This window comes from Rhodococcus sp. OAS809 (assembly GCF_040546695.1).
GTDB classification, from domain to species: domain Bacteria; phylum Actinomycetota; class Actinomycetes; order Mycobacteriales; family Mycobacteriaceae; genus Rhodococcus_F; species Rhodococcus_F qingshengii.
On the sequence record NZ_JBEPOI010000002.1, the window covers coordinates 226,263 to 243,729 of the forward strand.

General features: G+C 62.4%; 20 protein-coding genes and 1 riboswitch. Of the genes, 11 read left to right on the plus strand and 9 right to left on the minus strand.

The genetic code is table 11. The features are described 5' to 3' along the window. The first annotated feature begins 3 nt into the window (after nucleotides 1–3). From ABIE52_RS04195 to ABIE52_RS04205, 3 genes are read left to right on the plus strand one after another with little or no spacing between them, the layout of a single operon-like run. The gene (locus ABIE52_RS04195) at nucleotides 4–654 is read left to right on the plus strand and encodes a potassium-transporting ATPase subunit C (protein ID WP_192712966.1); all 651 of its coding nucleotides are present in this window, start codon (nucleotides 4–6) and stop codon (nucleotides 652–654) included. 7 nt (nucleotides 655–661) lie between these two features. After that, on the plus strand, nucleotides 662–3,202 hold the full coding sequence (locus ABIE52_RS04200; protein WP_003944466.1) for a sensor histidine kinase: 2,541 nt from the start codon (nucleotides 662–664) through the stop codon (nucleotides 3,200–3,202). Continuing rightward, nucleotides 3,199–3,879: a response regulator gene (locus ABIE52_RS04205; protein ID WP_003944545.1), complete on the plus strand. Its 681-nt coding sequence runs from the start codon at nucleotides 3,199–3,201 to the stop codon at nucleotides 3,877–3,879. The genes ABIE52_RS04200 and ABIE52_RS04205 overlap by 4 nt, the downstream gene beginning before the upstream one ends. 9 nt (nucleotides 3,880–3,888) lie before the next feature. Here ABIE52_RS04205 and ABIE52_RS04210 read toward each other — a convergent pair whose 3' ends face one another. Beyond that, a complete protein-coding gene (locus ABIE52_RS04210) occupies nucleotides 3,889–4,869 on the minus strand; it encodes a zinc-binding alcohol dehydrogenase family protein (RefSeq protein WP_042924097.1) in 981 nt (326 codons plus the stop codon). Beyond that, a complete protein-coding gene (locus tag ABIE52_RS04215; RefSeq protein ID WP_030536603.1) occupies nucleotides 4,866–5,327 on the minus strand; it encodes a MarR family winged helix-turn-helix transcriptional regulator in 462 nt (153 codons plus the stop codon). Before ABIE52_RS04215 ends, ABIE52_RS04210 begins: the two co-directional genes overlap by 4 nt. Before the next feature lie 122 nt (nucleotides 5,328–5,449). Here ABIE52_RS04215 and dinB point away from each other — a divergent pair, with 122 nt between their 5' ends. Continuing rightward, complete coding sequence (gene dinB, locus ABIE52_RS04220; RefSeq protein ID WP_082920632.1) at nucleotides 5,450–6,748, plus strand: DNA polymerase IV; 1,299 nt, start codon at nucleotides 5,450–5,452, stop codon at nucleotides 6,746–6,748. Here the strand turns inward: dinB and ABIE52_RS04225 are convergent. Both ABIE52_RS04225 and ABIE52_RS04230 read right to left on the minus strand, forming a co-directional pair. Beyond that, nucleotides 6,745–8,025 (minus strand): LLM class flavin-dependent oxidoreductase, encoded by a 1,281-nt coding sequence (locus ABIE52_RS04225; RefSeq protein WP_192712967.1) that lies wholly within the window; start codon nucleotides 8,023–8,025, stop codon nucleotides 6,745–6,747. The genes dinB and ABIE52_RS04225 overlap by 4 nt on opposite strands. Further along, complete coding sequence (locus ABIE52_RS04230) at nucleotides 8,025–8,816, minus strand: 3-oxoacyl-ACP reductase (protein WP_192712968.1); 792 nt, start codon at nucleotides 8,814–8,816, stop codon at nucleotides 8,025–8,027. The genes ABIE52_RS04225 and ABIE52_RS04230 overlap by 1 nt, the downstream gene beginning before the upstream one ends. Then, nucleotides 8,807–8,900: riboswitch (TPP riboswitch) on the minus strand. It overlaps the preceding gene by 10 nt. A 138-nt stretch (nucleotides 8,901–9,038) precedes the next feature. Between ABIE52_RS04230 and ABIE52_RS04235 the strand changes: the two genes are divergently transcribed. Both ABIE52_RS04235 and ABIE52_RS04240 read left to right on the plus strand, forming a co-directional pair. After that, on the plus strand, nucleotides 9,039–9,479 hold the full coding sequence (locus ABIE52_RS04235) for a DoxX family protein (protein ID WP_192712969.1): 441 nt from the start codon (nucleotides 9,039–9,041) through the stop codon (nucleotides 9,477–9,479). Between the two features lie 103 nt (nucleotides 9,480–9,582). Beyond that, on the plus strand, nucleotides 9,583–10,572 hold the full coding sequence (locus tag ABIE52_RS04240) for an AurF N-oxygenase family protein (RefSeq protein ID WP_003944493.1): 990 nt from the start codon (nucleotides 9,583–9,585) through the stop codon (nucleotides 10,570–10,572). On the opposite strand, the gene ABIE52_RS04245 is transcribed toward ABIE52_RS04240, so the two are convergent. Beyond that, nucleotides 10,569–11,318 carry a TetR/AcrR family transcriptional regulator gene (locus tag ABIE52_RS04245; RefSeq protein ID WP_007731095.1) on the minus strand — a complete coding sequence of 250 codons (750 nt, stop codon included), beginning with the start codon at nucleotides 11,316–11,318 and terminating at the stop codon, nucleotides 10,569–10,571. The two genes, ABIE52_RS04240 and ABIE52_RS04245, sit on opposite strands and share 4 nt — an antisense overlap. 96 nt (nucleotides 11,319–11,414) lie before the next feature. Between ABIE52_RS04245 and recO the strand changes: the two genes are divergently transcribed. Genes recO through ABIE52_RS04260 form a run of 3 tightly spaced genes read left to right on the plus strand, consistent with a single transcriptional unit; the run spans nucleotide 11,415 to nucleotide 13,424 of the window. Beyond that, nucleotides 11,415–12,230, plus strand: a complete 816-nt coding sequence (recO, locus tag ABIE52_RS04250; protein ID WP_029255636.1) for a DNA repair protein RecO — start codon at nucleotides 11,415–11,417, stop codon at nucleotides 12,228–12,230. Beyond that, on the plus strand, nucleotides 12,187–13,005 hold the full coding sequence (locus tag ABIE52_RS04255) for an isoprenyl transferase (protein ID WP_003944543.1): 819 nt from the start codon (nucleotides 12,187–12,189) through the stop codon (nucleotides 13,003–13,005). Before recO ends, ABIE52_RS04255 begins: the two co-directional genes overlap by 44 nt. Beyond that, a complete protein-coding gene (locus ABIE52_RS04260; protein ID WP_019749000.1) occupies nucleotides 13,002–13,424 on the plus strand; it encodes a YbjN domain-containing protein in 423 nt (140 codons plus the stop codon). The genes ABIE52_RS04255 and ABIE52_RS04260 overlap by 4 nt, the downstream gene beginning before the upstream one ends. Before the next feature lie 5 nt (nucleotides 13,425–13,429). Here the strand turns inward: ABIE52_RS04260 and ABIE52_RS04265 are convergent, their stop codons facing one another. Then, nucleotides 13,430–13,861, minus strand: coding sequence for a Fur family transcriptional regulator (locus tag ABIE52_RS04265; protein WP_192712970.1), 432 nt, complete (start codon nucleotides 13,859–13,861; stop codon nucleotides 13,430–13,432). 11 nt (nucleotides 13,862–13,872) lie between these two features. After that, nucleotides 13,873–14,256 carry an ArsR/SmtB family transcription factor gene (locus ABIE52_RS04270; protein WP_003944457.1) on the minus strand — a complete coding sequence of 128 codons (384 nt, stop codon included), beginning with the start codon at nucleotides 14,254–14,256 and terminating at the stop codon, nucleotides 13,873–13,875. 198 nt (nucleotides 14,257–14,454) lie between these two features. Between ABIE52_RS04270 and ABIE52_RS04275 the strand changes: the two genes are divergently transcribed. Then, nucleotides 14,455–15,846, plus strand: a complete 1,392-nt coding sequence (locus ABIE52_RS04275) for a glycine--tRNA ligase (protein WP_003944491.1) — start codon at nucleotides 14,455–14,457, stop codon at nucleotides 15,844–15,846. A gap of 94 nt (nucleotides 15,847–15,940) precedes the next feature. After that, a complete protein-coding gene (locus tag ABIE52_RS04280) occupies nucleotides 15,941–16,522 on the plus strand; it encodes a dihydrofolate reductase family protein (RefSeq protein WP_192712971.1) in 582 nt (193 codons plus the stop codon). On the opposite strand, the gene ABIE52_RS04285 is transcribed toward ABIE52_RS04280, so the two are convergent. Together ABIE52_RS04285 and ABIE52_RS04290 are read right to left on the minus strand one after the other, a co-directional pair. Continuing rightward, nucleotides 16,497–16,988 (minus strand): MepB family protein, encoded by a 492-nt coding sequence (locus ABIE52_RS04285; RefSeq protein WP_058227198.1) that lies wholly within the window; start codon nucleotides 16,986–16,988, stop codon nucleotides 16,497–16,499. The genes ABIE52_RS04280 and ABIE52_RS04285 overlap by 26 nt on opposite strands. A gap of 48 nt (nucleotides 16,989–17,036) precedes the next feature. Next, nucleotides 17,037–17,402, minus strand: coding sequence for a nuclear transport factor 2 family protein (locus ABIE52_RS04290; RefSeq protein WP_054781579.1), 366 nt, complete (start codon nucleotides 17,400–17,402; stop codon nucleotides 17,037–17,039). Nucleotides 17,403–17,467 lie beyond the last annotated feature (65 nt).

Sequence of the window (17,467 nt, forward strand, 5' to 3'; positions counted from 1 at the left end):
GACATGCGTTTCACTATCGGTTTTGCCAAACAGGTGTGGGCGGGTTTGCTCGTATTGCTCGCGCTCACCGTCGTTCTCGGTGTGGTCTATCCCGCCGCGGTGTGGGGTGTCAGCCGGATCAGCTCCGGATCTGCCGAAGGCTCACCGGTCACCGATGCCACCGGTTGCGTGGTCGGCAGTGCCTGGGTGGGTGTCGATCCGCAGGTCGCCGAAGGGCAGCAGGACCCGTTCTTCCACAATCGTGTTGTCGGATCCGTTTCGGACGAGGATCCGTTTGCCACCGGTGATCCCGCTGCGGCACTGCCGTCCAACCAGGGGCCGAGCAGCGAGATTCTGGCCGGATTCGTCATCGAGCGCCGGGCAGCCATCGCGGCACGTGAGGGTGTCGACCCGGCATCGGTTCCCGTCGACGCAGTCACCGGTTCGGGCTCGGGTATCGATCCCCACATCAGTCCGGCGTACGCCGAACTGCAGGTCGCGAGGGTGGCGGCCAACAACGGCATCTCGGAAGACCAGGTGCGGGACTTGGTGGCCGAGCACACCGACGGTCGGCAACTCGGATTTCTCGGAGCCGAGCGAGTCAACGTACTGGAATTGAACCTGGCACTCGGATTGACGGCACCTACGTGTGCTGCACCGACGACTGGTGGATGATTGTCACGTGAGTTCTTCGGAGAAGGTCGGTCAATCTTTCGGTAGGGCACGCAAACGTGGTGAATTGCGTATCTACCTCGGCGCTGCGCCCGGCGTCGGAAAGACCTTCGCGATGCTCGGTGAGGCTCATCGGCGTCGAGATCGTGGCTGTGACGTGGTCGCGGCCGTCGTGGAGACACACGGCCGCGCCCGCACCGCGGCGCAGATCGGAGACCTCGAAACAGTGCCGCCCAAGCTGGTGGATTATCGCGGAACACGGATGCCGGAACTGGACGTCGAGGCCGTGTTGGCTCGGCGTCCGGCCCTTGTCCTGGTGGACGAGTTGGCACATACCAACACGCCAGGGAGCAAGAATCACAAGCGCTGGCAGGACGTACAGGAACTGCTCGAAGCCGGGATCGACGTTCTGTCCACGGTCAACGTGCAACACCTCGAAAGCCTCAACGACGTTGTCGCGCACATCACCGGCGTGGTTCAGCAGGAGACGGTTCCGGACGCGGTAGTGCGTAGTGCGGCGCAGGTCGAGCTGGTCGACATCACCCCGGAGGCGCTGCGCCGCAGACTTTCTCACGGAAACGTGTATTCACCAGAACGGGTCGATGCGGCCTTGGGCAATTACTTCAGACGCGGAAACCTCACGGCGCTACGCGAACTGGCTCTGCTGTGGGTGGCCGATCAGGTGGACGCCGCACTGGCGAAATACCGGGCCGAGAACAAGATCACCGATACCTGGGAAGCGCGCGAGCGTGTCGTCGTTGCCGTGACCGGGGGACCGGAGTCGGAAACCCTGGTACGACGCGCATCTCGAATCGCGTCGAAGTCGAGCGCCGAGCTGATGGTGGTCCACGTCGTACGCGGTGACGGACTCACCGGCGTCTCGGCCCCCGAGATGGGCAAGGTGCGCGCGTTGGCTGTCGGAGTCGGCGCCACGCTTCACACCGTTGTCGGTGACGACGTACCGTCGACGCTCCTCGAGTTCGCGCGTGAGGAGAACGCCACACAGTTGGTGCTGGGAACGTCGCGGCGTTCCCGCCTGGCTCGCATCCTCGACGAGGGGATCGGCGCTGCGGTGGTTCAGCAGTCCGGTGGTATCGACGTTCACATGGTCACGCACGAGGAAGCGACGGCGCGACGACGCATTTCGGTGCTGGGGCGCTCGGAGCGCCGGGTCCTGTCGTGGATTGCGGCGATCGTCGTGCCTTCGCTCGCGGCCGCGATCATGGGTCTCGTCGACCGAATCTCCGGGGTCAACGGCGAGAACGCGCTGTTCTTCGTCGTGGTCGTTCTGGTCGCCCTCCTCGGCGGCGTCGGCCCGGCGATATTGTCGGCCCTGATCTCGGGACTGCTGCTCAATTACTTCTTCACCGATCCGCGGTACAGCTTCACCATCGCCGAACCTGACAACTTCATCACCACTGTCGTGCTGTTGATCGTGGCTGTGGCAGTTGCCGTTCTGGTCGACGCCGCAGCAAAGCGCGCCCGCGAGGCGAAGCGCGCATCCGAGGAAGCCGAACTGCTCACACTGTTCGCGGGATCAGTTCTCCGCGGAGCGGATCTGTCGACACTTCTGGCGAAGGCACTCGAAATCTATCGCCAGCGAGGGGTTTCCGTCATTCATCACGACGACGGAGTCATCGCCGCCGTGGGTACGCAGCCGCCGACCACGGACGACGAAGCGGATACGGTCTGTGAGGTCAACGACGGGGAATACGCGCTGTTGTTGGCTGGGCCCGACCTGAGTGCGCGGGATCGACGAGTGCTGACGGTGGTGGCTCACCAAGCAGTTGGGATGATCCGCCAGGAGAAACTGACAGTCGAGGCGAGCAAGGCTGCCGCGCTCACCGAGGCTGATCAACTGCGTCGAGCCCTGCTGTCAGCGGTAAGCCATGACCTGCGAACGCCTCTCGCCGGAGTGAAGGCGGCGGTGTCGAGTCTGCGCAGCGACGACATCGAGTTCTCGCCCGAAGACACCGCTGAATTGTTGGCAACCATCGAGGAGTCGGCGGATCAGTTGACGGCGCTGGTCGGGAACTTGCTCGACTCGTCCCGACTTGCCGCCGGGGTGGTGAAACCCACGCTGCGGCCGGTGTATCTGGACGAGGTGGTTCACCGCGCGTTGCTGGGCCTCGGCATCGGTGGACGCTCGGATTCGCGGGCTCGAAGTGTAGTCGTCGACGTGGGTACCGTTGCAGTGCAGGCAGATCAAGGTCTGCTCGAGCGGGTGATTGCGAACATCGTCGACAACGCTCTGCGCTACGGGGGAGAAACCCCGGTGCGCGTCGGGGCGGCGCAACTCGGTGATCGTGTGGTGATCAGTGTTGCCGATACGGGCCCAGGTGTTCCGCGAGGTGAGGCCGAAACGATGTTCCAGCCGTTCCAACGGATGGGAGATCGCGACAACACCGGCGGAGTGGGCCTCGGACTTTCCGTGGTGCGCGGATTTGTCGATGCGATGGGCGGAACAGTCAGCGCCACAGACACACCTGGTGGGGGATTGACGATGATCGTGGAGTTGGCTGCGGCCGGTACGAATGGGAATGGATCATGAGTCGAATCCTGGTAGTGGACGACGAACCGCAGATTCTGCGAGCTCTGCGTATCAATCTTTCGGTGCGCGGGTACGAGGTGGTGACCGCGTCGACGGGCGCCGGTGCCTTGCGGGCTGCTGCCGAGCGTCCACCGGACGTCGTGGTACTCGATCTCGGACTGCCCGACATGGACGGCACCGAAGTGCTTGCCGGCCTGCGTGGCTGGTGCACGGCGCCGGTCATCGTGCTGTCGGCGCGCACGGATTCCGCGGACAAGGTCGAGGCTCTCGACGCCGGTGCGGACGACTACGTCACCAAGCCCTTCGGGATGGACGAGTTTCTGGCCCGCGTGCGCGCTGCGGCGAGGCGGGGAACCTCCGCGGCGGACACTTCGGAACCGTCGGTCGAGACCGCGTCCTTCACGGTGGACTTGGCTGCGAAAACAGTGAGTCGGCGCGGTGAACAGGTGCACCTGACTCCGACCGAGTGGGGCATGCTCGAGATGCTTGTGCGCAACCGCGGAAAGCTGGTCGGGCAGAAGGAGTTGCTTCGGGAAGTGTGGGGACCGGCGTACGACACCGAGACCCACTATCTACGTGTCTACCTGGCTCAACTTCGTCGGAAGCTCGAGGATGACCCGGCGAACCCCAAGCATCTGATCACCGAGGCAGGAATGGGTTATCGATTCGTGGTGTGAGAAGCCAGGTCAGAGCACAACTACCAATTTGCCACGTGCCGTACCGGCTTCCATCTTGGCATGTGCTCGCGCGATGTCCTCGAACGCGAACACCTCGTCGATCGGTACCACCGCCTCGCCTGACGCCACAGCGGAGAGGAAGTCTTGCAGTACGCCGGCAGGCAGGTCGGACGCGTCCCCACCGTACGAGGTCAATCGCACTCCGCGTGGAATGTAGTCGATCGGATAAAAGTCTTTGACTGTCCACTCGTTGGACAGCATTCCCGTGAAACACACGGTGCCGTGAACGCGGGTCGCGCGCAACGTGTCGGGAAGTGTTGGTGTTCCGACCAATTCGAGGGCCAGATCAACACCGCCCGGGAGGATGTCTCGAACCTGGCCGGCCACAGCACCGTCGTCGACGATAACGTGGTCAACCCCGATCGCGGTCAACGACGACGCTTTGTTCGCATCTCGGGTGGTCGCAAGGACAGTGAGTCCCCACTGCTTCGCCAGGACTGCGGTTGCCATGCCGACCGAGGAGGTTCCTCCCCGGATCAACAGGGATTGACCGGATTTCGCGTCCAGTCCTACCGTCAGCGAGCCGTAGGACGTCTGCAGCATCTCGGGAACAGCTCCCACTGTCGACCAGTCCAGTTCGCTCGAGAAGGGAACGACCTGACTGACGGGAACGCACGTGTACTCGGCATAACCGCCGTCGAACGTCCTCCCCATCCCACCCATCATGGCGGCGACTTGCCGGCCTTCGGTGAGCTCCCCGCCGGGGCAGTTCACCACTTCGCCGACGGCCTCGATGCCCAGCACCCTCGGGAATGTCACGCCTTCGGCGAGGCCGAGGCGGGTGTGAAGTTCGGATCGATTGAGGCCGAAAGCCTTCACCCGGACCAGTACCCAGCCCGCAATCGGCACCGGTATCGGAATCACTTTGATAGTCAATGCTTCTGGCGGGCCGGGGGCGTCGAGCACGATTGCGCGCATTGTGTCGGTCATGCTTTTTCCTTCGTGGTCGGTGTCAGGTTTCGATTGGCTTCACGCAGCGTGGCCAGTGTGGCGCCGAACCGATCGAGAGCGTCGGGCGTCAGCACGGAACCGAGACGGCGCTCCAATTCGTCGTCGAACGTTGCCTTCGCCCGCCGCAACAGCTCATTGCCCTCGGGAGTCAACTCGATGAGTGAGGATCGTTTGTCGGTGGGATTGGATTTTCGACGGCAGTGTCCAGCCGCTTCGATTCGATCCACCAGCTTGCTCGTGCCACCGACGGTGATCGCGAGGGCCTCGGCGATGTCGAAGACCCGACAGGAGCCGAGCCTGTCGATGATCTGCATCGGCTCGAATCGACTTAGTGGCAGGTCGTGCTCGATTCGGAGTCGCTGGTCGACGGCCGTCCACAGTTCGGTTTCGAAGCGGACGAGGTTGTCGAAGTGCCTGCTCAGGGCTGATCTGGTCACGAGCAGACTCCGAACCGATATGCATTCCATGGAATCATTCTTTCACCGTACGTCCGATTCGTGATTAATTCCATGGAATCTATTTCCGAACCTTACGCAGTGTCGGTGGGTCATGGGAACATATGTTCGTGTCATATGAACCGCTGGACCAAGAAACGCCAGGTGAGCACCCCGGCGATACTCGTTCCGGCGGTAATCATTCTGGCGGTAGTCGGTCCACAGGTGACGCAACAATCCTGCATGCGGACCTCGATTCGTTCTACGCATCAGTCGAGCAACGCGACGACCCGACTCTGGCCGGCAGGCCGGTCATCGTCGGTGGTGGGGTGGTCTTGGCGGCAAGCTACGAGGCCAAGGCGTTCGGGGTTCGCACAGCCATGAGCGGTGGTCAGGCCCGATCACTGTGTCCTCAGGCGATAGTCGTCCCTCCGCGAATGTCGGCGTACTCGCAGGCGAGCAAAGACGTGTTCGACGTCTTTCACGACACGTCGCCGCTGGTCGAAGGAATCTCCATAGACGAGGCCTTTCTCGAGGTCGGCGGGCTCGCCAAGATCGTGGGAAACCCGCTGCAGATCGGAGCCAACCTCAGACGCGATGTGGCCGAGCAGGTCGGACTACCGATCACGGTCGGAATCGCACGCACCAAGTTCCTGGCCAAGGTCGCCAGTGCATTCGCGAAACCCGACGGATTGCTGCGAGTGCCGCCGGAGGGCGAGACCGAGTTCCTGCATCCCTTGCCGGTCGAGAAGCTGTGGGGCGTCGGCAAGATCACGGCCCAGAAGCTGCGAAACTTCGACATCGTGACGGTGGGTGACATCGCGCGGCACGACGAATCCTCGATCGTCTCGATTCTCGGGGGCGGCGCCGGTCGCCATCTCTACGCACTCTCACACAATCGAGATCCGCGCCCCGTCCGCGCCTATCGTGGCCGCAGTTCGATGGGTGCTCAGCATGCGCTGGGTCGCGGATCCCATCCCCGCGCAGAACTCGATGCGTCGTTGATGTCCCTTGTCGACCGTGTCAGTCGACGCATGCGTTCGGCGCAGCGGACGGGGCGCACGGTCACGCTCCGGCTCCGCTTCGCGGATTTCACGCGGGCAACTCGATCTCACACGCTGCGCCGGTCCACCGCCGACACAGCGGAATTGCTGAACGCCTCGATGGTGCTGCTGGACGAAGCGATACCGATGATCGCGGACAAGGGCATCACGTTGATCGGCGTCGCTGTCTCCAACCTGGATCGGGACGGCGCCGAACAACTCGAATTGCCCTTCGACGGTCCAGGATTCGCGGGTCCGGACACTGCCGCCCTCGACTCGGCAATGGACAGTGTCCGGAAGAAGTTCGGCTCCGCGGCCCTTACGAGGGGAGTGCTCCTGGGACGCGATCCGGACCTGTCGGTGCCGCTACTGCCGGACTAGGTGAGGTTTTCTCGCAGAGTCGCTCCCTCGTATTCGCGACGGAACAACCCACGCGCCTGCAGCACCGGAATCACGTGATCGACAAAATCTTCCAGACCCTGCGGATAGGTCGGCGGCATCAGATTGAAACCGTCGGCACCGCGGCCGTTCAACCAGGATCCCATCTCGTCGGCAATCGACTCCGGTGTTCCGATCATCGTTGCGTGACCACCACCCGCAGCGAGCGTCCCGAGGAGTTCCCGCACAGTCGGTGCGTCCTTCTCGACGATCCGCAAAATAGTGGCGTAGCGGCCCTGCGGCCCGGTGAACGCTTCGAGTGGAGGCAACGGGGGCACGGGCCCGTCGAGATCCCAGTTCTCGCAATCCTGTCCGGTGAACAACGAGAGTTGGCGTATCGACTGTTCGGCGGGCAGCAGGAGATCGAGTTCGGCCTTCTTCGCCCTGGCCTCGGCGACGGTGCTGCCGACGTAGGTGACCAGTCCCGGCATGACGGCGACCGAACTCGAATCCCGGCCGGCTCGCTCGATTCTCGATTTCACGTCCGCGTAGTAGGTCTGTGCGCTGGGTAAGTCGTAGGCAACCGAATAGATTGCCTCGGCGCGACGCGCCGCCAGATCGCGACCCTGCTCGGACGCCCCGGCCTGGAACAACACCGGCCGGCCTTGCGGGGAGCGCGGAACCGTCAACGGCCCGTCCACCCGAAAATGTTTGCCGTCGTGATCGATTCGAGAAATCCTGTTTGCATCGGCAAAACGCCCCGACCGGTCGAGAATCAGCGCGTCTTCCGACCATGAATCCCACAATGCGAGGGCCACTTCGACAAATTCGTCGGCTCGTTCGTATCGGGATGCATGATCGGGCATCGCCTCGAGTCCGTGGTTGCGCGCCTCCTGGTCGAACATCGAGGTCACGACGTTCCAGCCGGCCCGTCCGCCGCTGATGTGGTCGAGCGAGGCCAACAGTCGCGCCGCGTGAAACGGCGTGTAGAAAGTGGTGGAAATGGTGGTCACCAGGCCGATGTCCGCTGTCGCTCGTGCCATGGCAGTCAATGCGGTGATCGGCTCGAGAAACCACGACGCACCCGACTCGGGTTCGCGAACACTGTGACCGTCAGCGAAGAAGACGGCGTCCAGCTTGCCGCGTTCGGCGATCTGGGCGAGCGACTCGTAATACGTTATGTCGCCGAGACTTTCGACCGGTGAGTCGCGATGACGCCATGCCGCACTGTGATGTCCGCACCCGAGCAGGAACGCACCTATCCGCAGCTGTGCGCCCATCAGTTCTTGACGAGTCCGCCGTCGACAACCAGGTTCTGGCCGGTCACGGCCCGCGACCATGGGGAGGCGAAAAAGAGTGCAGCGTCGGCAAATTCGTCCGGCGTGGTGACTCGGCGCAGGGGAGTGCTTGCCGCGATCATGTCGAACACGGCTTCCGGTGTTGTGGCGCTCGCATCGGTGGTGCGGAGCAAGCCGCCCGAGACCATGTTGACTGTGATCCCGTCCGGACCGAGGTCGGCGGACAGCGTCCGTGTCAGTGCCAACAGTGCGGCCTTGGCAGCGGTGTAGTCGTGGTACGGAACTACCGGATTCTGGACCAGATTGGTTCCGACAGTGATGATTCGGCCGAAGCCGAGTTCGCGCATGCCTGGTAGCGCTGCCTGGGTGGTATTGAGTGTTCCGGCAACAGCTCCGCGTAGTTGAGAGTCGAAGTCGGCCCAGGTGATCGTGTCCGCGTTCGGCCGTGCATCGCCGTTGAACGAGAAGTCAACCAGTGCATTGTCGACCACGGTCGAGATCGGTGCGTCGAATCTCTCGCGTGCAGCGGAGAACAACTGGTCGACGGAACTGCGGTCCGTCACGTCCGCCTGGACTGCGAAGGTGCGATCCTCACCCAGTTCGGCGACCAGGGCCTCGGCGGCATCGCGGCTCTTGTTGTAGTTCACGATTACGCGGGCGCCCGAGCGGGAGAATGCTCGGCTCAGTGCGGCGCCGAGCCCGCGGGCGCCACCGGTGATCAGAACGATCTGCTCGTCCAGGCTGAGTGCGCGCTGAAATTGCTGTTCGGTCATGTCGACATCCCTCCGCCAGTGCTAACTGGTCAGGTTCATCGGGTCTGATCTCAGCCGACTTTTTCGGCACCCCGTGTCACCGTCCATCAGACCACGTGAGGTGAATCGTCCTGAACGCCGGGTGCGTTGTAACGGCCGGCGCGATGAGTTTTCGATTGCTCGGGAGTCGTAATTGCAAGCGAAGTGGCAACCGGCCGCTCGCCTTCGCCCCAGGAGATTCCGATGACCACCCAGCCCGTCCACAACGAAACTGTTTCCGGTAACGCCCCGACGACGACACCTTCGGCCACGGCTCGCAAGCTCGGATACGTCCTGAGTGGGCTGTTCGTCGTTTTCATGCTCTTCGACGGCATCATCCACATTCTCAACCTTCAGACAGTCAAGGATGCGTCGGCTGAACTTGGGTTGCCGGACTCGCTGGCATTGACGGCTGGGGTGGTGCAACTGATCTGCCTTGCGCTGTACGTGATTCCGCGAACGTCGATACTCGGCGCGATTCTGCTCACCGGTTACCTGGGGGGAGCGGTGTTGACCAACCTTCGAGCTGAACAGCCTCTGCTGAGCACGACCCTGTTTGCCGTCTACACCGGAATCGTCATGTGGGCGGGACTGTATCTCCGGGACGAGAAGGTTCGCGAGATCATCCCGCTGCGTCGGGCCTGAAATAGGCCCCCGAGGGGGTTGCGTGGGACGCGGTGTCCCATTATGTTTGACCTCATTCAAGTCCGTCGACTGCAATCGACGGACTGGCCGTGAGGAGACACCGATGGCTCGGTCAGCGTCGATCGAAGTGGAAAAGCCGTACCACCAGGTACTGCAGACTTTGTCCGAGGGCTCAGTTGCCCGCAGTTTCGATCCCTATCTCGACATCGACTGGGATTCACCAGAGTTCGCGATCGATCCGCATGATCCGAGATGGGTGCTCTCGTCCGTGTCGGACCCCCTCGGGGCGACGCAGTGGTACCAGGATCAGTCGTTGGAGCGTCGAATCGCCATGGGAATGTGGCGTCAGGCGAACGTGACCAAGGTGGGTTCGGCCTTCGAGAGCATCTTGATCCGGGGAATGCTGCAATACATCATGGCGCTACCCAACCAGTCGCCTGAGTTCCGGTACTGCCTGCACGAGATGACCGAAGAGTGCAATCACATCCAGATGTTCCAGGAACTCGTCAATCGCATGGACATCGACGTGCCGGGTATGCGTCCGATGTTCCGGCGGCTGTCGCCGATCATCGGAGTGCTGGGAGCAAAGTTCCCGGTCATCTTCTTCATCGGCATTCTGGCTGGTGAAGAACCGATCGACCACTTCCAGAAGGATCTCATCCGCGAGGGTAAGGACACGCCGCCGGCGATGCTCCGCACCATGGAGATTCACATCGCCGAAGAAGCGAGACACATCTCGTTTGCTCACGAGTTCCTGCGTAATCACGTCCCCAGACTCAGTCGTACGAGTCGAGCCATCACATCGGTCGCCTTCCCCGGCGCGATGCGTTGGCTTGCGGGCGAAATCATGTCACCGCCAAAGGAATTCGCCGAAGAATTCGGAATCCCGGACGAGGTGATGAAGAGCGCCTTCTGGGGGAGCCCGCATTCACGCCGCATCCTGGGTAACTACTTCGGTGAAATGCGAGCCCTGGCAGACGAACTCGGATTGATGAATCCGGTGTCGAAGCGTGCGTGGCGAAAGCTGCGCATCGACGGCGACTACGCCCGCTACCGCGGCGAGCCGAAGCGTTCCGACAAGACCCGGATCTAGTCCGGCCGCGAAGTTCCTCCGTCGGAGGACACCAGCTCGGCTATGAGCGTGGACAATTCGACATGGGGATCGATCTGTAGTCCGCTCGAGCGGGCAACGCCGTCGAACATGTACCAGGTGTATTTCGCGAGGTCGGCGACGATCTCTTCGCGGCTCGGTTTCGGATCGGTGCTTCGGACCCAGTGGGTGAGCGTGCCCTCGACCATTGTCACCACTGCGAACGGTAGTGAATCGAAGGGTGAGGAGTCGATCCCCACGGATCGACCGACTTCGGTGATAGTGGTGCGGGCGGAGTCGGCGATTGTGGCCTTCAGACTGCTGATCGCGTCGATGCTCTCGTCGTCGTAGTCGGTGGGGCCGGTACCCATGAACTCGTGAATCCGTGGATGCTCGGTGATCCACTCGGCGACGGCGCTGATGGTTCGGGTCAGGATCTGGTCGAGAGTGCCTACCGAAATGCTCATCGACGCGTCCAGGGCCGCCGCAAATTGGCCGAGCACAAACGCTCGGACTCGTCGATCGAGGTCGTCTCGGCCGCTGAATTGGCGGTACACCACCGACTTGGCGAGGCCGGCACGATCGGCGATCTGCTGGACGGACACCTCGGCACCTGCCGCACGCTCTTCGATCAGTTCGACCGCCGAGGTGAGTATCCGTTTCTGACGCTCGGAGTTGTGTCGCTCCCACCGCGCTTCGCGACCGGTCAACTCTGCAGTGACAGGTTGCGCAATTGCGTCGCTCGGCATCGCGCCAGTCTATCCGGACGGACCTGCCGTGTTTCCGACTTGTCATCGGGCGCGGCATCGGGATCGGTCGTCGGTACAACGTGGGACACTGGTCGAGTGAGGTTGTATCGAGACACGGCGGTGGTGCTGCGCCTGCACAAACTGGGCGAAGCCGACCACATCGTCACGTTGCTCACCCGTCAGTTCGGGTTGGTACGTGCCGTGGCCAAAGGTGTCCGCCGAACCACCTCCAAATTCGGTGCCAGACTCGAACCGTTTGCTCACATCGACGTGCAACTACTTCCGGGCAAGAATCTCGACATCATCACTCAGGTGCAGACGGTCGACGCATTCGCCACCGACATCGTCGACGACTACAGCCGGTACACCACGGCCTGCGCCGTACTCGAAACTGCCGAGCGGTTGGCCGGCGAGGAACGCGCGCCGGCCCCGCAGCTTCAGCGATTGACGGTGGGAGCACTGCGTGCGATCGCCGAGCAGGCACGACCGGTCGAGTTCGTGCTCGACGCGTTCTTGTTGAGAGCCATGGGCTATGCGGGTTGGGCGCCTGCCCTCGAAGAGTGCGCCCGCTGCAGTGCTCCTGGACCGCACCGGGCCTTTCATGTCGCCGCAGGCGGAGCCGTGTGTACCTATTGCCGCCCGGCGGGTGCTGCGACGCCGTCGCCCGGAGTGCTCGACTTGATGGAAGCCCTGCTCCGAGGGGAGTGGGAGGGTACCGATTCGGCGCCCGCGACGCTGCGGACGCAAGCCAGCGGACTGGTCGCGGCACACCTGCAGTGGCATCTCGAGCGCCAATTGCGGACGTTGCCGCTGATCGAGCGTTCGAGGCCGCATGCAGCCGTCGAGGTCGACTTGCCCGTGAGGCAGGATGGAACACGTGATTCGACGACGCGAACCGCGAACTCCGCTTGATTCTGCTGCTGACCGGGTGATCCGACCACCGGACCCACATCCGTCCGGGGCGACCCCGCCGATCCTGCAGACCGAACTGATCCCGCGCCACGTCGCTTTGGTGATGGACGGCAACGGACGATGGGCGCAGGAGCGCGGTCTGCCCCGAACCGCCGGGCACGAACGCGGCGAAGCTGTCCTGATGGACACCGTCTGCGGGTGCATCGAGATGGGTGTCGAGTGGCTCTCCGCTTACGCCTTCTCCACCGAGAACTGGAAGCGGAGTCCCGACGAGGTTCGATTCCTGATGGGCTTCAACCGTGATGTCATCCGCCGTCGACGCGACGAGATGAACGAAATGGGTGTGCGTGTTCGCTGGGCCGGTCGTAAGCCACGCCTGTGGGCCAGCGTGATCAAGGAACTCGAGATCGCCGAAGAACTGACCAAGAACAACACCGTCATGAACTTGACCATGTGTGTGAACTACGGCGGCCGGGCCGAAATTGCCGATGCGGTAAAGGAAATCGCGAAGCGTGTCGCGGCCGGTGAGATCAATCCGGACAAGATCACCGAGGCGACGGTTGCCAAGTACCTCGACGAACCCGACATGCCCGACGTCGATCTCTTCCTGCGTCCGTCGGGGGAACAGCGGACGTCCAATTTCTTGATCTGGCAATCCGCCTACGCCGAAATGGTGTACCAGGAGAAGCTGTTTCCCGATTTCGACCGCCGCGACCTTTGGGCCGCCTGCGTCGAGTACGCCTCACGCGACCGTAGATTCGGTGGCGTCAAATGACAGGGGAGAACATGACCGACACCACCGACGAAGCAGCCCGCCTACAAGAACGCGCGGCCGCCTCGCTGGCGCATTTCGTGACGGTCGATGTGGCTGCCGACGGATCACTGGGTTTCCAGTACTCCGGCGCGCTGTGTTCCATCCAGGCGATGAATCTGTCCGAGGGTCTGGACGTGCTGTCCATGACGTGTGTTCTCGCATGGGACCGACCGGTGAGCGCGGCACTGCATCGCAAGGTGGCCGAGCGGAATCGCACCATCCAATTCGGCTCCATCGCGGTGTTCGGCCACGGCAGTCTGGCGGACGTCATCCTGCGTTACACGTTCCCTGCCGCCGGACTGGACGACGAGGCACTGACCACGATGTTGCTACTGGCGCTCACCGGTGCCGATACCGCCCGGCAGGGTTTGATTCCCTGACGCTCTCAGGCGGCGGCGCAGTCGCGGCAGGTGCCGAAGATCTCGACGGTGTGACTCACTTCGGTGAAACCGTTGTCCTCGGCGATGGTCTGTGACCACTGCTCGACCGTCGGGCCCTCGACCTCGACGGTGAATCCGCAGTTGCGGCACACCAGGTGATGGTGGTGCCCGGAGGAGCAGCGTCGGTAGACGGACTCACCTGAGTCGGTGCGTAGGACGTCGATGGTTCCGGCGTCGGAGAGTGCCTGCAGCGTGCGGTAGACGGTGGTCAGGCCGATGCCTTCACCTCGCTTGCGCAGTTCGTCGTGCAATTCCTGAGCCGACTTGAATTCGTCGATGTCGTCGAGCAGGGCGGAGATGGCGCTGCGCTGTTTCGTGGAACGAACGCCGACTGTGGCCGGTCCACGTTTCGAGGTCGTACTGCCCGGGGTGTTCATGCGGTGGAATCTCATCCTTCTTCGGCGTGGGCGACAGCGTCGACGACGATGTGTGCGAGGTGATCGTCGACGAGTCGATAGAGAACTTCTCGTCCGTTGCGTTCGCCGCGGACGACGCCCGCTGCTTTGAGTACGCGCAGATGCTGGCTGATGAGTGGCTGAGTGACACCGAGAGCTCCGACGAGTTCGTGAACGCAACGCTCCGACTCGTGTAACTGAAGCACGATCGCGATCCGAACGGGTGCAGCGAGCGCCCGCAGAATTTCGCCGGCTGCCGCCAGGGTTTCCTTGGGCGGCACGGGCGCGGGCGGTGCGGCTTCGAACGGGTCGTGCGTGTGTCCGAGGTCGGAATGATCATGGCTTTTGTGGAGATCGCCGGTATCCGCAATGCTCACAGCGAGGCTCCTTCGAGGGGTAGATCATGATGTCCGGGCATAGCCATCTCACCACATTATTGCAAATCACTTTCATTTTGATATGCACAAGTATGCATGTCAACCTTGGACGGAAGTGCGTGGCAGCCGCCAGATAGGCTGATGGTGCGAAAAGCGCACGAAAATCATGCATCTATTACCCAGATGGAGAGCAATCGAGTGGCACCCAAGTCCAAGATCGAAGCCGTTGTCAATCTCGCCAAGCGGCGAGGCCTGGTCTACCCCTGCGGTGAGATCTACGGCGGTACCAAGTCCGCATGGGACTACGGCCCATTGGGTGTCGAGCTCAAGGAGAACATCAAGCGCCAGTGGTGGCGCAACATGGTCACCAGCCGCGAGGACGTCGTCGGCCTCGACTCGTCGGTGATCCTGCCCCGCGAGGTGTGGGTCGCGTCCGGTCACGTCGGTGTCTTCAACGACCCGCTCGTCGAGTGCCTCAATTGTCACAAGCGTCACCGTCAGGATCACCTGCAGGAGGCGTACGCGGAGAAGAAGAAGCTCGACAACCCGGACGACGTCTCGATGGATGTCATCGGTTGCCCCGATTGCGGCACCGTCGGCCAGTGGACCGAGCCGCGCGACTTCAACATGATGCTCAAGACGTACCTCGGCCCCGTCGAGAGCGAAGAGGGCATGCACTACCTTCGCCCCGAGACCGCACAGGGCATCTTCGTGAACTTCGCCAACGTGCTGACCACCTCGCGTAAGAAGCCGCCGTTCGGCATCGGCCAGATCGGCAAGAGCTTCCGCAACGAGATCACCCCCGGCAACTTCATCTTCCGCACCCGTGAGTTCGAGCAGATGGAGATGGAATTCTTCGTCAAGCCGGGCGAGGACGAGCAGTGGCATCAGTACTGGATCGACTACCGCCTTGACTGGTACACCGGCCTCGGTATCAACAAGGACAACCTGCGTCTGTACGAGCATGCGCCGGAAAAGCTTTCGCACTACTCGAAGGGCACGACCGACATCGAGTACCGCTTCCACTTCCAGGGCAGCGAATGGGGCGAGCTCGAGGGCATCGCGAACCGTACCGACTTCGATCTCTCGACGCACTCCAAGCACTCGGGCACCGAGCTGAACTACTACGACCAGACGACGGGCGAGCGGTACACGCCGTACGTCATCGAGCCGGCGGCCGGTCTCACGCGTTCGCTGATGGCCTTCCTGGTCGACGCCTACACCGAGGACGAGGCGCCCAACTCCAAGGGCGGCGTCGACAAGCGCACAGTGCTCCGCCTGGATCGTCGACTCGCTCCCGTCAAGGCTGCCGTTCTGCCGCTCTCGCGTAACGCGGACCTGACGCCGAAGGCCAAAGATCTTGCAGCGCAGCTGCGTCAGAATTGGAACGTCGAGTTCGACGACGCCGGCGCCATCGGTCGTCGTTACCGTCGCCAGGACGAGATCGGCACACCGTTCTGCATCACGGTCGACTTCGACACTCTCGAAGACCAGGCTGTGACGGTGCGTGAGCGTGACTCCATGGCGCAGGAACGCGTCGCCCTCGATCAGGTGGAAAGCTACCTGGCCGCACGGCTGATCGGCTCCTGATTCTCGTTCGAAGCTGACGGGCGGTCCTTCTCAATCGAGAAGGACCGCCCGTTTTCTCTTTCCCCGATGGTCCTTCAGGCGCAGGATCGAAGTTATGAGAAAACTCAGCGTGACCAACAGCGTGACTCTCGACGGTGTCATGCAGGCACCTGGTGGGCCGGACGAGGACCGTCGTGGCGGATTCGAGCACGGTGGGTGGGCAGCACCCTTCAACGATTCCGTCATGGCGCAGAAGATGGGGGAGGGGATGGCGAAGAAATCGGCGTTGCTGTTCGGTCGCAGAACTTACGAAAACTTCGCCTCGTACTGGCCGTTTCAGACCGACAATCCGTTCACCGAGGTGCTCGACAACACGCAGAAGTACGTAGCGTCAAGGACTTTGGGTGAACCGCTGCCGTGGAAGAACTCGACCTTGTTGAAAGGTGATGCCGCCGACGCGGTCGCCACGCTCAAGGAAAGTGAGGGCCCGGATCTGATGATTCTGGGCAGTGGCGACTTGATCACGTCCTTGGCCGATCGGCGTCTCGTCGACACCTTCACTCTGCTGATACATCCGCTGGTTCTCGGAACCGGGCGCAGATTATTCCCCGACGGAGCTGCGCTCGCTCAGTTCACCCTCACCGACAGCGTCCCTACGACAACAGGCGTCATCATCGCGACGTATCAGTTGAGCTGAACGCAGTTGAGCTGAACACAGTCGAGCTGAGTACATCAGGGAACTCGCCGAAATGCCGAATCTGCCAGCGCTGAGTTCTGACTGCTTGCGCGCTGGTCGGCGTAACCCAGGGCGCATAGACCCGGACAGCGCGCTTACCGCCGGAGAAGTTCGTCGAGACGATGTCGTGTTCGACGAGGGTTTCGACGGGAAAGACGAAGTGCCCCGAATGCTCTTCGTCGTATACCTTCACCACGAACAGCATCACGCGGTCGCTGGCGTCGAATGGGCGGATGGGCCCGGCCTCGGATCGGCGCCACAGTGTGACGAACTGACCGAGCTTGGTCGGCGTCGTCTTGGCGGTTCGATAGACGGTGGGAAGGCCGTTGACGGTCAGCGTGTGAGCGTCGTACTCAGCACCCTCGGACTCGGGAATCGGTGTGGACCAGGTAAATCCGTCGGCGTTCATCGGCACCGATGATGCCACGAACCACCGACAACCTTCGTGACGAACGCTGTCGGTGGTAGTCCCGATTCAGGCCGAAGGCACCTTGTCGAGAAACCCGAGGACAAGCGTCACCCGGCCGTCGTCGTCGCGTTCGAGTACGTCGAATCCGTCGATCAGTGACTCGGCCCCCGACGGGCCGAGAGCCCAACCGAATCGGGCCTGTCGGTGATGCGCGTCCACAGGTCCGACGAGGGTGAAGTGCATGCCCGGAAATTGTTGCTGCACAGCGTTGATCATCGCGTCGATCTGATCGTGTCCGGTGACGTCCGCGAGCGGATCGGTGTAGCGACCGCCGGGTGCGAACAATTGCTCGACCCGTGCTTTACGGGCGGTGGTATCGGTTTCGTTCCACATGTCGATGTAGGCGTCGGCGATTGCGTCGAAGTCGCTCATGGTCGCTCCCTTGATCAGTTTCCGGTGGTGAATGTCCGGCGGCCTCGCCGGCTGAGACCACTGTT

Bases quoted from the DNA above. Each gene is read 5' to 3' on its own strand.
- ABIE52_RS04195 (WP_192712966.1), top strand. From the start codon at position 4: ATGCGTTTCACTATCGGTTTTGCCAAACAGGTGTGGGCGGGTTTGCTC.
- ABIE52_RS04205 (WP_003944545.1), top strand. From the start codon at position 3,199: ATGAGTCGAATCCTGGTAGTGGACGACGAACCGCAGATTCTGCGAGCT.
- ABIE52_RS04210 (WP_042924097.1), bottom strand. From the start codon at position 4,869: ATGACCGACACAATGCGCGCAATCGTGCTCGACGCCCCCGGCCCGCCA.
- dinB (WP_082920632.1), top strand. From the start codon at position 5,450: ATGTTCGTGTCATATGAACCGCTGGACCAAGAAACGCCAGGTGAGCAC.
- ABIE52_RS04225 (WP_192712967.1), bottom strand. From the start codon at position 8,025: ATGGGCGCACAGCTGCGGATAGGTGCGTTCCTGCTCGGGTGCGGACAT.
- ABIE52_RS04230 (WP_192712968.1), bottom strand. From the start codon at position 8,816: ATGACCGAACAGCAATTTCAGCGCGCACTCAGCCTGGACGAGCAGATC.
- ABIE52_RS04235 (WP_192712969.1), top strand. From the start codon at position 9,039: ATGACCACCCAGCCCGTCCACAACGAAACTGTTTCCGGTAACGCCCCG.
- ABIE52_RS04240 (WP_003944493.1), top strand. From the start codon at position 9,583: ATGGCTCGGTCAGCGTCGATCGAAGTGGAAAAGCCGTACCACCAGGTA.
- ABIE52_RS04245 (WP_007731095.1), bottom strand. From the start codon at position 11,318: ATGCCGAGCGACGCAATTGCGCAACCTGTCACTGCAGAGTTGACCGGT.
- ABIE52_RS04255 (WP_003944543.1), top strand. From the start codon at position 12,187: ATGGAACACGTGATTCGACGACGCGAACCGCGAACTCCGCTTGATTCT.
- ABIE52_RS04260 (WP_019749000.1), top strand. From the start codon at position 13,002: ATGACAGGGGAGAACATGACCGACACCACCGACGAAGCAGCCCGCCTA.
- ABIE52_RS04265 (WP_192712970.1), bottom strand. From the start codon at position 13,861: ATGAACACCCCGGGCAGTACGACCTCGAAACGTGGACCGGCCACAGTC.
- ABIE52_RS04280 (WP_192712971.1), top strand. From the start codon at position 15,941: ATGAGAAAACTCAGCGTGACCAACAGCGTGACTCTCGACGGTGTCATG.
- ABIE52_RS04290 (WP_054781579.1), bottom strand. From the start codon at position 17,402: ATGAGCGACTTCGACGCAATCGCCGACGCCTACATCGACATGTGGAAC.